Origin of the sequence: Streptomyces sp. Tu 2975, assembly GCF_009832925.1 — a bacterium.
Taxonomy (GTDB): Bacteria; Actinomycetota; Actinomycetes; order Streptomycetales; family Streptomycetaceae; genus Streptomyces.
This window is the reverse complement of the sequence record NZ_CP047140.1, coordinates 4,175,599-4,190,771: the sequence shown is the minus strand read 5'-3', so window position 1 is coordinate 4,190,771 and position 15,173 is coordinate 4,175,599. Positions and strand designations below refer to the sequence as shown.

The 15,173-nt window shown below is 71.4% G+C and carries 13 protein-coding genes and 1 pseudogene; 10 read left to right on the top strand and 4 right to left on the bottom strand.

The window, feature by feature from the left end; all coding sequences use genetic code 11:
- The first annotated feature begins 62 nt into the window (after positions 1-62).
- The 5 genes from GLX30_RS34370 to GLX30_RS18470 all read left to right on the top strand — a co-directional run bounded on the left by GLX30_RS34370 (position 63) and on the right by GLX30_RS18470 (position 3,555).
- Positions 63-227, top strand: coding sequence for a hypothetical protein (locus tag GLX30_RS34370; RefSeq protein ID WP_167306839.1), 165 nt, complete (start codon positions 63-65; stop codon positions 225-227).
- 77 nt (positions 228-304) lie between these two features.
- Positions 305-598 (top strand): Dabb family protein, encoded by a 294-nt coding sequence (locus tag GLX30_RS18485; RefSeq protein ID WP_159690095.1) that lies wholly within the window; start codon positions 305-307, stop codon positions 596-598.
- A gap of 175 nt (positions 599-773) precedes the next feature.
- Complete coding sequence (locus tag GLX30_RS18480; RefSeq protein ID WP_037776580.1) at positions 774-1,616, top strand: RNA polymerase sigma factor SigF; 843 nt, start codon at positions 774-776, stop codon at positions 1,614-1,616.
- Positions 1,617-1,850: 234 nt separating this feature from the next.
- A complete protein-coding gene (locus GLX30_RS18475; RefSeq protein ID WP_037774269.1) occupies positions 1,851-2,708 on the top strand; it encodes an RNA polymerase sigma factor SigF in 858 nt (285 codons plus the stop codon).
- Between the two features lie 85 nt (positions 2,709-2,793).
- Positions 2,794-3,555 (top strand): hypothetical protein, encoded by a 762-nt coding sequence (locus tag GLX30_RS18470; RefSeq protein ID WP_159690092.1) that lies wholly within the window; start codon positions 2,794-2,796, stop codon positions 3,553-3,555.
- A 40-nt stretch (positions 3,556-3,595) separates the two neighbouring features.
- On the opposite strand, the pseudogene GLX30_RS34365 reads toward GLX30_RS18470, so the two are convergent.
- Positions 3,596-3,816: pseudogene (locus GLX30_RS34365) on the bottom strand (hypothetical protein).
- Between the two features lie 202 nt (positions 3,817-4,018).
- Here GLX30_RS34365 and GLX30_RS18465 point away from each other — a divergent pair.
- The 4 genes from GLX30_RS18465 (at position 4,019) to GLX30_RS18450 (ending at position 8,419) form a co-directional block, all read left to right on the top strand.
- Positions 4,019-4,474, top strand: a complete 456-nt coding sequence (locus GLX30_RS18465; protein WP_159690090.1) for a MarR family winged helix-turn-helix transcriptional regulator — start codon at positions 4,019-4,021, stop codon at positions 4,472-4,474.
- A 14-nt stretch (positions 4,475-4,488) separates the two neighbouring features.
- Positions 4,489-6,960: an MFS transporter gene (locus GLX30_RS18460; RefSeq protein WP_159690087.1), complete on the top strand. Its 2,472-nt coding sequence runs from the start codon at positions 4,489-4,491 to the stop codon at positions 6,958-6,960.
- Positions 6,961-7,128: 168 nt separating this feature from the next.
- Positions 7,129-7,941, top strand: a complete 813-nt coding sequence (locus tag GLX30_RS18455; RefSeq protein WP_159690086.1) for a YceI family protein — start codon at positions 7,129-7,131, stop codon at positions 7,939-7,941.
- Positions 7,942-7,951: 10 nt separating this feature from the next.
- A complete protein-coding gene (locus GLX30_RS18450) occupies positions 7,952-8,419 on the top strand; it encodes a PPOX class F420-dependent oxidoreductase (RefSeq protein WP_159690083.1) in 468 nt (155 codons plus the stop codon).
- A 40-nt stretch (positions 8,420-8,459) separates the two neighbouring features.
- On the opposite strand, the gene GLX30_RS18445 is transcribed toward GLX30_RS18450, so the two are convergent.
- The 3 genes from GLX30_RS18445 to GLX30_RS18435 all read right to left on the bottom strand — a co-directional run bounded on the left by GLX30_RS18445 (position 8,460) and on the right by GLX30_RS18435 (position 12,089).
- A complete protein-coding gene (locus tag GLX30_RS18445; protein WP_159690081.1) occupies positions 8,460-9,233 on the bottom strand; it encodes a TetR/AcrR family transcriptional regulator in 774 nt (257 codons plus the stop codon).
- 135 nt (positions 9,234-9,368) lie between these two features.
- A complete protein-coding gene (locus GLX30_RS18440) occupies positions 9,369-10,874 on the bottom strand; it encodes an MFS transporter (protein WP_159690079.1) in 1,506 nt (501 codons plus the stop codon).
- Between the two features lie 477 nt (positions 10,875-11,351).
- A complete protein-coding gene (locus GLX30_RS18435) occupies positions 11,352-12,089 on the bottom strand; it encodes a response regulator transcription factor (protein ID WP_159690077.1) in 738 nt (245 codons plus the stop codon).
- 135 nt (positions 12,090-12,224) lie between these two features.
- Between GLX30_RS18435 and GLX30_RS18430 the strand changes: the two genes are divergently transcribed.
- Complete coding sequence (locus tag GLX30_RS18430) at positions 12,225-15,107, top strand: LuxR C-terminal-related transcriptional regulator (protein ID WP_159690074.1); 2,883 nt, start codon at positions 12,225-12,227, stop codon at positions 15,105-15,107.
- The last annotated feature ends 66 nt before the right edge of the window (positions 15,108-15,173 follow it).

Below are 15,173 nucleotides of genomic sequence, written 5' to 3'. Positions count from 1 at the left end.
GCGCTCGGCTAGACTCACGCGACGCGTCGCCAGGGGCAGGACAGCAGGGGAGACAGGGGCCGATGGTGCAAGCCAAGAAGATAGCCGTGTACGTCGTGGTCGTCTTCATCCTGTACACGATCATCAACTCCCCCGACCGGGCTGCCGACCTGGTGGGGGTAGGGTTCGAGGGCATTTCGAGCGCCGCGCAGGGCGTCGGAGAGTTCATGACCGAGCTCGTCAACTAGGACCGCGCCAGGCATCGCGGCCCCGGCCGAGATCCGCCGGCCGGGCCCCGGCCTGCCGGCCAACCAGGGAGTGCACGTTGATCCGCCATCTGGTCCTCTTCAAGCTCAACGAAGGTGTCGAGCGCGACGAGCCCCGCGTCGCCGCCGGAGTGAAGGCCTTCCAGGAGCTGGACGGGGTCGTACCGGAGCTGGAGTTCTGGGAGTGCGCCTGGAACATCACGGACCGGCCGATCGCCTACGACTTCGCCATCAACTCGGCCGTGGCCGACAAGGACGCGCTGAAGCGGTACATCGAGCATCCGGCCCACCAGGCGGCTGCCGGACAGTGGCGTGAGTTCGCCACGTGGGTGATCGCCGACTACGAGTTCTGACGGCCCCTCCACGAGCCCCTCGCCCTCCAGGGCGGGGGCTTTTCGGTTTCCCGTCCCAGTGCGACGTCAACACGACGTTATCGGGTGCTTGCACACAGTGGACATGTCTTGTGATGCTATGACCGCTTTTGACGGATGAGTTGACCGTAAATGACCGCAAAGGGGTGGCTTGACCGTGTCGGCCAGTACTGCGCCTCAGGTGCCACCTCAGAACGAGAGGCCGGACGACACCGCCCCTGCGGCGAGGCCGCAAAGGCGTGGCGCGGACACCCGGGCTCTGACCCAGGTGCTGTTCGGCCGCCTCAAGGGGCTCCAGGCGGGGACCGCGGAGCACTCCCGGGTGCGCGCCGCGCTCATCGAGGCCAACCTCCCGCTCGTGCGGTACGCCGCCGCCCGGTTCCGCAGCCGCAACGAGCCGATGGAGGACGTGGTCCAGGTCGGCACGATCGGGCTGATCAACGCCATCGACCGGTTCGACCCGGACCGCGGCGTGCAGTTCCCGACGTTCGCGATGCCCACGGTGGTGGGCGAGATCAAGCGGTACTTCCGCGACAACGTGCGGACCGTGCACGTGCCGCGACGCCTCCACGAGCTGTGGGTCCAGGTGAACGGGGCCACCGAGGACCTGACGACCGCCCACGGCCGGTCCCCCACGACCGCCGAGATCGCCGAGCGGCTGAAGATCGGCGAGGACGAGGTGCTGGCCTGCATCGAGGCCGGCCGTTCGTACCACGCGACGTCGCTCGAGGCGGCCCAGGAGGGCGACGGCATGCCGGGGCTGCTGGACCGGCTCGGCTACGAGGACCCGGCGCTGGCCGGCGTCGAACACCGCGACCTGGTGCGCCATCTCCTCGTCCAGCTGCCCGAGCGTGAACAGCGGATCCTGATGCTCCGCTACTACAGCAACCTGACACAGTCGCAGATCAGCCAGGAACTCGGCGTATCCCAGATGCATGTGTCGCGGCTGCTGGCGAGAAGTTTCGCTCGACTTCGTTCCGCAAACAGGATCGAAGCGTAGCTCGAACGGGTAGAGCACATCTGAGCCCCTGACGGGGGCTCAAAAGCCTTACACCCCCTGTTTACTGGGCATTTTTGCGCGATACTTGTCGACATGTCACTACAGCGTGTTGCCGACATGTGACATTCTGCTGGAACCGCGTTTGCCGCAGCCTCGCCGCCGGTATTCAGGTGGAGGCTGCGTTCCTCAGACGGTCGCGGCCACCGCGACCGTCCGCGACCTCAAGGGGGTGGCATGTCCGTAGAACAGGGCAGCTCGAAGGTGCTCACTCGCGCTCCAAGCGCGCCCGCACCCGTCGTGCCCGGCAGCTCGGAAGCCATCGACACCCGCACTCTCTCCCGCTCCCTGTTCCTGCGGCTCCGCGCCCTGGACAGCGAGGGCGCGGCCGACGACAGCCCGGAGCGCACCTACGTGCGCGACACCCTCATCGAGCTCAACCTCCCGCTGGTCCGTTACGCCGCAGCGCGGTTCCGCAGCCGCAACGAACCGATGGAGGACATCGTCCAGGTCGGCACGATCGGCCTGATCAAGGCGATCGACCGCTTCGACTGCGAACGGGGCGTGGAGTTCCCGACCTTCGCGATGCCGACGGTCGTGGGCGAGATCAAGCGCTTCTTCCGGGACACCTCGTGGTCGGTGCGGGTCCCGCGCCGACTCCAGGAGCTGCGCCTCGCACTCACCAAGGCGAGCGACGAGCTCGCCCAGAAGCTGGACCGCTCCCCGACCGTCCCCGAACTGGCCGCGGTGCTGGGGGTGTCGGAGGAGGACGTCGTCGACGGCCTGGCCGTGGGCAACGCCTACACGGCCTCTTCGCTCGACTCGCCCTCGCCCGAGGACGACGGCGGTGAAGGCTCGCTCGCGGACCGCCTCGGCTACGAGGACTCGGCGCTGGAAGGTGTCGAGTACCGCGAGTCCCTCAAGCCGCTGCTGGCCAAACTGCCGCCCCGGGAGCGGCAGATCATCATGCTGCGGTTCTTCGCCAACATGACCCAGTCGCAGATCGGCGAGGAGGTCGGCATCTCACAGATGCACGTCTCGCGTCTGCTGACCCGCACCCTCGCGCAGCTGCGGGAAGGGCTGATCGCCGACTGACGATCAGGGCTTCATCCGCTCGAGGCCCGTCTCGAAATGGTACCGGAAGGTTCCTTCCTGACGGGTCGTCAGTCACACTGGCGCGATGCGACGGCGAACCGGCCCAGGGATCGTGGCGTTGGCGCTCTGCCTCGGCGGAGCGCTGACCGCGTGCGGCGGCAGCGGCGAGAGTGACGTGGCGCTCGGCGCCGCCGGCTCAGGACCGGACCGTGCGCCCACCGCTGCCGTACCGCCGCAGGGAAAGGTCTCGCTCGCCCCGCTGGACGGGAACGAAGGCCCTGCCGGCGACGGGGCCACGGGCGCGGCCGGGAAGGCACCCCGACAGGGCGCCTCCGGGCCGACCGCCGGCCCGGAGGGCGGCAGCGACGCGCGGAGCGGTCCCGGCGGCACGCCCGCGAACGGCACAGGCGGCGCCGTCCCTTCCGGGAGCGGCGGACCGCAGCAGACCCCGGGCTCCGACGGCACTCCCGGCGGCTCACCCGCCCCGGCACCGTCCACACCCGCCCCGGCACCCTCCTATCCGGAGCCGGGCCCCACCGGCCCTGCCGTGCTACAGCTCGGCGAGCCTGTCCGCGAGGCCCTCGACCGGCGCTGGTGCGAGAAGGTCACCGTCGAGTTCCGCAACACCGGCGGTACGGCGGCCGTGTCCGGCACCGTCACCTTCGCCACCCACATCATCGGCGCGCTCGGCGTCGACTGGGCCACGCGCGAGTCCAGTCAGCCTCTGCCCGCGCCGATCCCGCCCGGAGCCGTGCGGAAGCAGGCGTACACGGTCTGCGTGGACGCCTGGCGGGTGCCCCTGGGCATGCACATCGAGACCCAGGACGTCACCGCGGCATGGAAGTGACCGGGCCCGCCCGATCCGGACGGGTTCCGGCAGACAGGTTCTAACCGAGGGCGAGCCAGGCGACCGCGCCGAGGATGACGACCGCCGCGACGACGCCGACGATCAGGCCGACACGCGAGGAGGACGTCGCCGCGGGCGTCGCCGCCGCGCGGCCCTGCGGGGCGCCTTCGTCGACGAAAGCGCGGAACATCTGGGTGCTGCCCGCGGGGTCGTAGTTGCCCTCGGGCCCTGGCCTTGGGGAGCATGGGGGTTGTGTGCCATGGGGCAGGACCCTAGCGAACGGCGTCGACGGCCCCAACCCCAGGCGGGCGGCCGATGGGTTCCGAGAAGGACATGACCCGCCCATGACTCCGCATATGCAAAGCCTTTTGGCTTCCTTTACCCGTTCAGGCCCGTTTTCATTTGCCTGTAGCAACCAACAGCTTCTATCGTTGCCCTAAGCAACGAAAAGCTGGGAGGGGCCTTGGCCGAGCGGAGTCAGTACGAGGAGCTGGCCCGGCAGATAAGCGCAGTCGGAGCCGTGAAACGGAGCCTGTCGCGGATCCTGCCCGCCGAGTGTCCTTCCGGGTCCGCCGCGGTGCTGTCACTGATCGGCAGGCACGGAGAGATGAGGATGGGCCGCCTCGCCGAGCTGATGGCCGTCGACATGTCCGTCACCAGCCGGCATGTGGCCCATGTGGTGGAGCGCGGCTGGCTGGAGCGGTCGCCCGACCCGGAGGACCGGCGGTCCCGCATCCTGCGGCTCACCCCGGCGGGCAGGGACCTGCTCGACGACCTCGGCCGCCGGACCACGGACATGTTCGCCCACTACCTGGGCGACTGGTCCGACGAAGAAGTCGGACAGCTGAACGCGATGCTGGCCCGCCTCCGCGAATCCGTCGGGGACTGCCGGGCCCACGCCACCCGTACACACGTATGAAGAAAAGGAAGTTCATGGCTACGACCACACCGAACGGTGTGCGGGGCGGCCACGCCAAGCACGGCGGTGGATCCGCCCCCGACGGCGGGGCGCCGATGACGCACCGGCAGATCATGGAGGCACTGTCCGGGCTGCTGCTCGGCATGTTCGTCGCCATCCTGTCGTCGACGATCGTCTCCAACGCCCTGCCGGAGATCATCACCGACCTCGGCGGCGGGCAGAGCGCCTACACCTGGGTCGTCACCGCCTCGCTGCTGGCGATGACCGCGACCACCCCGCTGTGGGGCAAGCTCTCGGACCTCTTCTCCAAGAAGCTGCTGGTCCAGATATCGCTGCTCATCTACGTACTGGGTTCGGTCGTCGCCGGACTCTCGCAGAACTCCGGCATGCTCATCGCGTGCCGGGTGATCCAGGGCATCGGCGTCGGCGGCCTGTCCGCCCTCGCGCAGATCGTGATGGCCGCGATGATCGCCCCCCGCGAGCGGGGCCGCTACAGCGGTTACATCGGTGCCGTCTTCGCAGTCGCGACCGTCGGCGGCCCGCTGCTCGGCGGCGTCATCACCGACACCGAGTGGCTGGGCTGGCGCTGGTGCTTCTACGTCGGCGTGCCGTTCGCGCTGATCGCCCTGCTGGTGCTGCAGAAGACCCTCAAGCTCCCCGTCGTCAAGCGGCAGGTGAAGGTCGACTGGTCGGGCGCGTTCTTCATCAGCGCCGCCGTCTCGCTGCTACTGGTGTGGGTGACCTTCGCCGGCGACAAGTACGACTGGATCTCCTGGCAGTCCGGCGCGATGGTCGGCGGTGCCGTGGTGCTCGGCGCGCTGTTCCTGCTCGTCGAGTCGAAGGCGAGCGAACCGATCATCCCGCTGCGGCTGTTCCGCAACCGCACGATCACGCTGGCCTCGCTGGCCTCGCTCTTCGTCGGCGTCGCCATGTTCGCCGGCACGGTGTTCTTCAGCCAGTACTTCCAGCTGGCCCGGGACGAGTCGCCGACCATGTCCGGTGTGCTGACGATCCCGATGATCGGCGGTCTCTTCGTCTCGTCGACCGTCTCCGGTCAGATCATCACCAAGACCGGCCGCTGGAAGGCCTGGCTGGTCGCGGGCGGCGCCCTGGTGACGGCGGGCCTCGGCCTGCTGGGCACCATCCGCCACGACACCGAGTACTGGCACATCGCGGTCTTCATGGTCCTGATGGGCCTCGGACTCGGCATGATGATGCAGAACCTGGTGCTCTGCACCCAGAACCAGGTCGACCCCTCGGACCTCGGCGCGGCCAGCTCCGTCGTCACCTTCTTCCGGTCCCTCGGCGGCGCGATCGGCGTCTCCGCGCTCGGCGCGGTCATGGCCAACCGGGTCACCCACTACGTCAAGGACGGGCTCGCCGAGCTCGGCCCGCAGGGCGAGGCGCTGGGTCACGGCGGTACGGGCGGCGGCGGCATTCCCGACCTGGACAAGCTGCCGGTCCCCATCCGCACCGTGATGGAGACGGCGTACGGGCACGGGGTCGCCGACATATTCCTGTACTCCGCTCCCTTCGCGCTCGTCGCCTTCCTGGTGACCCTCTTCATCAAGGAGGTCGCGCTGAAGAGCAGCTCGTCGGACGCCGAGGCGAAGCAGGCCGTCGCCGCATCCGAGGCTCCGGAGGCGCTCGCCACCGCCACGGCCCCGGCCCCGGCCCCGGCGCAGGCCGTCGCTGCCGAGCCGGTCGCGTCCGTCGCCTCCGGTGTCGCGGTACGCGGAGTGGTGCGCGGCTCCGAGGGCGCCGCGGTGCCCCGGGCCGCCGTCACGCTGATCTCGCCGGCCGGCCGGCAGCTCGGCCGCTCCGTCGCCCAGGGCGACGGCGGCTACACACTGGACGCTCCGGGCGCCGGATCGTATGTGCTGATCGCCTCGGCCGACGGCTTCCAGCCGCAGGCCTCCACGGTGACCGTCACGGGCGAGCCGCTGGTGTACGACATCCTGCTCGCCGGGACGAGCGGCCTCGGCGGAGTCGTGCGCGCGGCCGACGGCGGACGCCCCGTCGAAGGCGCCATGGTGGTCGTCACGGACGTGCGCGGCGATGTGCTCGCCACCGGGACGAGCACGGTGCAGGGCGAGTTCGCCTTCGCCGAGCTCGTGCCGGGCGCGGTGACCGTCGCGGTGAACGCCCTCGGCTACCGGCCGCTCGCGCTGCCCGTGGAGATCGGCGGCCAGGGCGTGACCCGGATCGAGGCGGTGCTTCAGTCCGGTGCCGTCGTGCGCGGTGTGGTCCGCGGCGGCGCCGCGGGCCTGCCGCTGGCCGACGCCCGGGTGACCCTCGTGGACGCCGCCGGGAACGTGGTCACCACGGCGACCACCGGCGACGACGGCGCGTACGCCTTCGCCGACCTGGACGCGGGCGAGTACTCGGTCATCGCGACCGGATACCCGCCGGTGGCGGGCCAGTTGACCGTGACCGGTCGCGGCGTCGACGGTCACGACATCGAACTCGCCCATCCGGGCGAGTAACGGACTGCCGGGCCAGGGCGCCTCGTTCTCGGCGGAGACGAGCCGCCCGCCCGGCGGAGACGGGCCCCGGGAACGGGGCGGCAGGCAGGGGACGGCCGGTCGCCCCGCCCGGGGCCCGAACACTTCCTACGGCCGTGAGGGCCGGACACAGAAACGGGATCGATGGGCATGGGACTTCGCGCACAGGTACGGACCCGCGACGGCTGGGCCGTCCAGCACGCGGTCGTCACCGTGACGGACATGATGGGCACCCAGGTGCTGCGGGCACAGGCCGGCGCGGACGGCACGGTGAGCGACACGACCGACCTGCCGGCCGGGCCGTACACGGTGATCGTGACGGCTCTCGGGTACGCGCCGGTGGCGTCGACGGCGCTGGTCACGGCGAGCGGACGGGTGGACGCCGGCACAGTGGTGCTGTCCCGCCGGGGCGGGGTGGAGCTCCCTCCGCCCGGCACCTGGTCGCTCGACCCGGCGCACTCCTCGGTGGGAGCCACGGCGCAGCACCTCGGGATCTCCAGCGTGCGCGGGCGCTTCACCGAGTTCGCCGGACGGATCGAGATCGCGGAGGACGTGGAGCGTTCCCAGGTCGACGCGGTGATCGCGGCCGCGTCCATCGACACGGGCAACGGGCTGCGGGACAAGCATCTGCGGTCGCCGGACTTCCTGGACATCGATCGCTTCCCCGAGATCACTTACAGGTCCACCGCCGTGACTGCGGCCGGGCCCGACCGCTGGACGGTACGGGGCGAGCTGTCGCTGCACGGCGTCGTCCGCGAGGTCGATCTCGACCTGAGCTACCTGGGCACCGGCCCGGACCCGTGGGGCGGGGTGCGCGCCGCCTTCAGCGCCACGGCGGAACTGCACCGCGACGACTTCGCCATGCACTACAACCAGATGGTGCAGACGGGCATCTCTGCCATCGGGACGACGCTGAGGGTGGAGCTGGACATCCAGGCCGTTCAGGGCGGCGCACTCCCGTAAGGTGCCCGCCATGGCACGACAGATCGCCACCAACACCAGGGTGGATCTCGAGCAGTTGCTGGAATTCGTACGGACCCGCCACCGCGCGATCCTGCTGACGCGCCGCGCGGACGGCTCCCCGCAGGGCTCGCCGCTCACCTGCGGTGCGGACGACTCGGGACGGATCGTCGTCTCGACCTATCCTGAGCGGGCGAAGACACGCAACGCCAAGCGGGACGCACGCGTAGGTGTGATCGTCCTGTCGGACGACTGGAACGGACCGTGGGTGCAGGTCGACGGCACCGCGGAGGTGATCGACTCCCCCGCGTCGGTGGAGCCGCTCGTCGAGTACTTCCGCAACATCTCCGGCGAGCACCCGGACTGGGACGAGTACCGCGAGGCGATGCGGAAGCAGGGCAAGTCGATCATCCGCGTCACACCGGAGCGGTGGGGCCCCATCGCCACGGGCGGCTTCCCGGCGTGGCTCGACGAGGACTGACCGGCTCCCGGGGACCGGTCGGCCGCCGGGAACGGCCGGGCTATGCCTTCGACCGCTCCACCATCGCCTCGATGCCCGCGATCAGAAGATCGAGCGCGAATCCGAAGTCCCGCTCCCGCATCTCCTCCACGGTGTCTCCGCCGCGCGCTTCCATCAGCTCGTCGGCCTGCGCGAACGTCTCGCGGTACTGCGGCCGTTCGCGGATCGTGCCCATGGCCTCGCGGAAGTACTCGTCCTGGTTGAGCCCGGCCGCCGCGCAGCGCTCGATGAAGTGGCCCTCGATGGTGCCGAATCCGTAGACGAACTGGAAGACCGCGGAGATGCCTCCCATCTGCCCGTGGGGCGGCAGGCCGGTGTTGCGCACGATCTGCTGGGCCGCCCTCGAGAAGGCCATCGAGTGCGGACCGATGTTCAGGTACGTCCCGATCAGCGGCGACACCCACGGGTGCCGGACCAGCAGTGCCCGGTACCCGGCGGCGAGGGCCCGGAGCTGATCGCGCCAGTCGCTCGCATCCGCGTCCGTGTCCGGCAGCGGTACGGTTCCGAAGACCGCGTCGAGCGCCAGCTCCAGCAGGTCGTCCTTGGTGTCGACGTACCAGTAGACCGACATCGCGGTGACGTTCAGTTCGGCGGCCAGCTTCCGCATGGAGAAGCGGGCCGCGCCCTCGGCGTCCAGGAGCCGGACCGTCGCGTCGATGATCTTGTCCCGGTCCAGTCCGGCCGGCTGTGCCGACCTGCGCCCGCGGTCCGCCTTGCCCTCCAGCCAGACACTGGTCCGCATGGGGCTCTTCGTGCGGTCGGTCGTACTCGCCATCGCACACCCTCTCGGTTCTTCCGGCCGGACGGACGGTGCCGGAACGCTCCGGTCCGCCCGCCTCCGATGCTATGCCGCTGAGCTGTGCCACGGTGCTGTGCCCTGGGCGGCACAGCACCGTGGCCGCCGGCCGTGTCAGGCAGCCGCCGGAGGGCCCGCCCGCTCGGCCCGCCGCAGCAGCAGCGCGGCCAGCAGACCACCGGCCAGCACCGCCACCGCGCCCACCAGCTGGCTCGTCTCCAGCCCCGAGGCGAACGCCTCCGAGATCGAAGCGCGCTCGGCGGCGTCGTCCGCCGCCGCGAGGGCGGCGGGCAGCGAGGCCGCTCCGACGGCGGCCGGCACGAGAGCGGCGAAGCGGGCGTTGAGCACCGCGCCCAGAACCGCGACGCCGAGGCCGTTGCCGAACTCGGCGAGGGTGCCGTTGATGCCCGCGCCCACGCCCGCCTTCTCCGGCGGGATGGCGCTCATGATCGCGTTTGCCATCGCGGGCATGGACAGGGCCACTCCGGCGCCCATGACGACCAGGCCGAGCAGCATCCCGTTGTAGCCGTCGGCTCCGAGGACCGCGATGGCGGCGAGGCCACCGGACACCAGGGCCATGCCGAGGGCGATGGTGACCGGCGTCCCGAAGAGCCGCAGCAGCCGGGCGCCGACGCCCGTCAGGTTGAGCGCCACGACCGTGAGCGCCAAGGGGGCCGTGCGGAGACCGGCGTCCAGGGCCCCGTATCCGAGCACGAACTGGAGGTGCTGGGTCAGGAGGAAGAGCGAGCCGGTCATGCCGAACGCCACCAGGATCGCGCCGGCGACCGCGCCGATGAAGCGCTGGTTGCGGAAGAAGTGCATGTCGAGCATCGGGTACGGGATCCGCAGCTCCCAGAACACGAAGGCGCCGAGGAAGAGCGCGCCGAGGGCGGCCGACGCCAGGACCTGGACGGAGGTCCAGCCGTGGTCCGGGCCCGAGATGATCGCGTACACGACGGCCGTCATACCGATCGTGGAGAGCACCGCGCCGAGCAGGTCGGGCCGGTCACCCTGCGGGTTCTTGGACTCCGGCACCATCACGAGCACCGCCACCAGGCCGATCACGGCGACGGGAATGTTGATCAGGAAGATCGCCCCCCACCAGAAGTGCTCGAGCATCACGCCGCCGATCAGCGGTCCGGCCGCGAAGCCGAGGGAGCTGACGGTCGACCACAGGGCGATCGCCTTCACCCGCTCCGTGTCGTCGAAGACCTGCACGACGACGGCGAGGGTCGTGGTCATCAGCAGCGCCCCGCCCACGCCCATACCGGCGCGCGCCGCGATCAACTGGCCGGATGTCTGGGCGAGTCCGGCGGCGAGCGAACCGATGCCGAACAGGGCCAGGCCCGAGGCGAGCATCTTCCTGCGGCCGTACCGGTCCGCCGCGTTGCCCGCGGTGAGCAACAGGCCAGACTGGACCAGCGAATAGGCGTTGATCATCCACTGGATGTCGGCCGTCGAGGCGTGGAGCTCCCTCGTCAGGGACGGGATCGCCACGGACAGGACGGTGTTGTCGAGCAGCACGGTGAGCTGGGCGAGACAGATGACGCCGAGGATCAGCCAGCGCTGCGGGTGGCCTCCGGAGGGGGCCTTACTGGTCTCGGTCGTCGTTGCCGTCATTCAGGCTCCTTGTACGGTGTACGGGAAGGTTTCCCGTACACCGTACAAGAGTTTCCTGTACGCCGTACAGCGCTATTTCTGCGCGGTCAGGTCGTAGAAGGTCGCGCCGTCCGCCGTGACTTCGGAGAACGGGTCGGGCCTGGCCCGTGCCGGCCGGGGGCGACGCCGTGCCGGGGCCCGCGTCCTGCCCGGCTCCCGCAGGAGGCCTCGTCCCCGCACGGCCGTCGTCGCCGGCGTCACCGCCAGGGCCGCCGCCGGGCCCGCCGCCCGGGCCGCCCCGGCCACCCGCCACGGCGGGGCCCGCCGTCACGATCGATCCCGCGTGCCCCTCGTTCACCGTCGACAGCGAGTACGCGGCAGGGCCGGCCAGCAACGCCGCGACACCGAGTGCGGCAGCCGCCAGGGCCGTCCGCCGGCCGGCCCGCACCGCGAACAGCGGGACCGCCGCGGAGACGAGACCGCCGCCGCGGTGTCGCCTCACTCACCGGGCTTGATCAGATATCCCGCGCCGCGCCGTGTGTGGATCATCGGCGGTCGGCCCACGTCGATCTTCCGCCGCAGATAGGAGATGTAGAGCTCGACGACGTTGGCCTGCCCCCCGAAGTCGTAGCTCCACACCCGGTCCAGGATCTGCGCCTTGCTCAGCACACGGCGCGGATTGCGCATCAGATAGCGCAGCAGCTCGAACTCCGTCGCGGTGAGGTGGATCGACTGCCCGCCGCGGGTCACCTCGTGGCTGTCCTCGTCGAGCATCAGGTCCCCCACCGCCAGCAGCGACTCGCTGCGCACGGCCGCCGTGCCGGACCGCCGGATCAGGCCGCGCAGCCGTGCCACGAGCTCCTCCAGCGAGAACGGCTTGGTCACGTAGTCGTCACCGCCGGCCGTGAGGCCCGCGATCCGGTCCTCGACGGCGTCCCGTGCCGTCAGGAACAGGACGGGCACGTCCGGCACCTCACGCCGCAGCCGACCGAGGACGGCGAGTCCGTCCATGTCCGGCAGCATGATGTCGAGCACCACGGCGTCCGGACGGAAGTCCCGCACCGTACGCACCGCCCCCGCACCGTCGCCGGCGCTGCGCACCTCCCAGCCCTCGTACCGCAGGGCCATCGACAGCAGCTCGCTCAGCGACGCCTCGTCGTCCACGACGAGCACCCGCACGGGGCTGCCGTCCGGCCTGAGCAATTCGGAGCGCCCCTGGGGCGAGGTCGTGGTCATGTTCACCAGGCTGTGACATTGCCCTGAGAGGCTTCTTTCCCGAACCTGTGAATTCCCTGAGAAGGTGCGGCTGAGTCAACGGAAACATCCGGGGGTCGCACAGGGAGCGGAACCGGAAGTCTGAAGGCGGTCGGCGTGGGCACGGCACACGAATCCTTCTGGCGGCTACGGCTACGGCGGACACTCGCCGGGAACGGCGCCGCGCCCGTCCTCGTGCTGCTGGAGGGCCCCGCCGGTACGGGCAAGAGCCGCCTCGCCGAAGAGCTGACGGGACTCACGGAGGGCACGGGAGCGGTCTGCCTGCGGTGGTCGCCCGGCGAGGCCGGGACCGTGCCGGAGCCGGCGGAGCAGGCCGGGGACCGGCCCGTTCTGCTGATCGTGGACGACGTGCACCGCGCGGACCCCGAGGAACTGCGCAAGCTCCACCGGCTTCTGGAACAGCCGCGGCCGGGACTGGCGGCGGTGATCACCTACCGCCCCGAGGAACTGGCCGCACCCGGCCTTCCCCTGGGGGCCCCTCCGCCCGGCTACCCGCCCGCTCTGGCCGTCCTGCGGCACAGGATACGGCCGTGGACGGAGGCGGAGGTCCGGCAGGCCGCGACGGCCGCCCTCGGTGACCGCTGCACGGCCGAGGCGGTGGCCCGACTGCACGAACGCTCCGGCGGAGTCGCGCAGGTCGTCGTCGACCTGCTCACGGTGCTGCGCGACAGCACCCGGCAGCGGTGCACGGCCGCCGACGTGGACGCCGCGGGCGTACCCGTACGGCTGGCCGACCTGAGCCTCGGCCGGACGGCCGCCCTGCCGCCGGAGCACCGGCCGATCGTCTGGGCCGCCGCCGCGCTGGGCGAGCCGGTGACCCGCGACGAACTCGTCGCCGTGTCGGGACTGGGGCAGGCCCTCGGCAGGGAGGCGCTGCTCGGCGCGCTCGCCGGCGCCGCCCTGACGGAGTCGGGGGAGGGCCGCTACGGACTGCCCGTCCCGCTCGCGGCCGTCGCCGTGCACGGATCCGTGCCGGGACCCGTACGGCAGGAACTGCACGGGCGTGCGGCCGACGTACTGGCGCGCAGACAACCCGTCCCGTGGACGGCGCTGGCCCGCCACCACCACGCCGGCGGGCGCGTCCGGGGCTGGCTGCGCGCGGTGGAGCACGCCGCGCGTGAGGCGGCGGAGGCGAGCCGGCACCAGGACGCGATCCACCTGCTGGAACAGACCCTGGCCTCCCCCTCCGTCCCGCCGCAGACCCGCGCCAGGCTGGCACCGCTCCTGGCCCGCAGCGCGGTCCTCGGCCTGCGTTCCGACCAGACCGTCGAGGTGCTCGGGCAGATCGTCGAGGACCAGGCCCTGCCCGCCACCGTGCGCGGCGAGCTACGGCTCGACCTGGGACTTCTGCTGTGCAACCAGGTCGGCATGAGCGGCCAGGGCTGGCGTGAGCTGGAACGTGCCGCCGCCGAACTGCGTGACGCCCGGCCCGACCTGTCCGCCCGTGCCATGTCGGCGCTCGCCATGCCCTACTGGCCCGGCTCCTCCATCGACGTGCACCGGGCGTGGCTGGAGGGCGCGGCGGAGGCCGCGGCGGACAGCGGCGACGAGGCCGTCCGTACGGCCGTCGCCGCCAACCGGGCGGGGCTCGCCATGAGTTGCGGCGACCCGACGGCATGGGAACTGGTACGGGCACTGCCCACGGACAACCCCGACCCGCGGACCCGCCAGCACGCGGCACGGGGCCTGTGCAACGCGGCCGACTCCGCGGTGTGGCTCGGCTACCACGAGCGGGCGGAAGAGCTTCTGACCGAAGGTCTCGAACTGTCCGCGAAGAGCGGCTCCCCGTACACCCAGCACACGGCGCTCGGCGCCCGGCTGCTGCTGGAGTGGTTCACCGGCCGGTGGGCCGGACTCGCCGAGCGGTGCGAGACCTTCGTGACCGCGACCTCCGACATGCCGGTCATCTGCGCCGACGCGCGGATGGTCCGCGGGCTTCTCGCCCTGGCGCAGGGGGAGTGGGGGAACGCCCTGGCGTGGCTGTCCGGTCCCGACGGCCCCTCACCCGAGCACGCGGCGCCGCCGCTGGCCGCCGCGACCTCCGGAGCGCTGATCCGGCTCGCGCTGGCCCGCCAGGAACTGCCCGCCGCCGCCGCGGAGGCCAGGAAGGCATGGGCGGGCATGGCGGCGAAAGGCGTGTGGGTGTGGGCCGCGGAGCTGGCGCCCTGGGCCGTGGAAGCCATGGCTCGCGCAGGCGACCGGGCGGCGGCACAGGCCATGGTGGACGACTTCGCCGCCGGCCTCACCGGCCGGGACTCCCCTGCGGCGTCAGCGGCGTTGACCTGGTCGCGCGCCGTGCTGGCGGAGACCGACGGCAGGGCGGCCGAAGCCGTGCCGCTCTACCGGCGGGCCGCGGCCGACTACGCGGCGCTGCCCCGGCCCTATGCCCATTCCCTGACCACCGAGTCCGCCGCCCGATGCGCCCTGAGCGCGGGAGCGGCGGAGTCCGCCGTGGACTGCGCCGACGGCACGGCGCCGGAAGGATCGAGCAAGGCCGGCACGGACGGATCGAACGGCACAGACGTGTGCGGGGTTGCCGGAGCTGAGGAGGAGGCGACCGTCCCCCGGCCGCGCGACGCCGACGATTTCAAGACACAGGCAGTCGCCGAACTGACCGCTTGCGCACAGCAGTTCTCGGACCTCGGCGCCGTATGGGACGCCGCCCGCGCACGTGCCCTGCTCCGTTCCCATCAGCCCGCCAGGGAGGTCCGGCCGCCGGGCAGGCCCTCGTACGGGGACCAGCTCTCCCCCCGCGAGCGCGAGGTCGCCGAGCTCGCGGCGACCGGGCTGACGAACCGGGAGATCGCGACGACCTTGCATCTTTCGCCGCGCACCGTGGAGCAGCACGTCGCCAGAGCGATGCGCAAACTGGGCACGCAGTCCCGGCAGGACCTCGCGGAGACGCGTGCGGTGTACTCCGCCGCGTCGATGCCGCAAACGCCGACCAATGGGACGAACCACCGGTCGGCCAGGGGTTAATCAGGTATCCGTAGCGCCCCGTACCCGTATAGGCGTGTCCGGGATCTGGCCGTAGGTTCCAGCCAC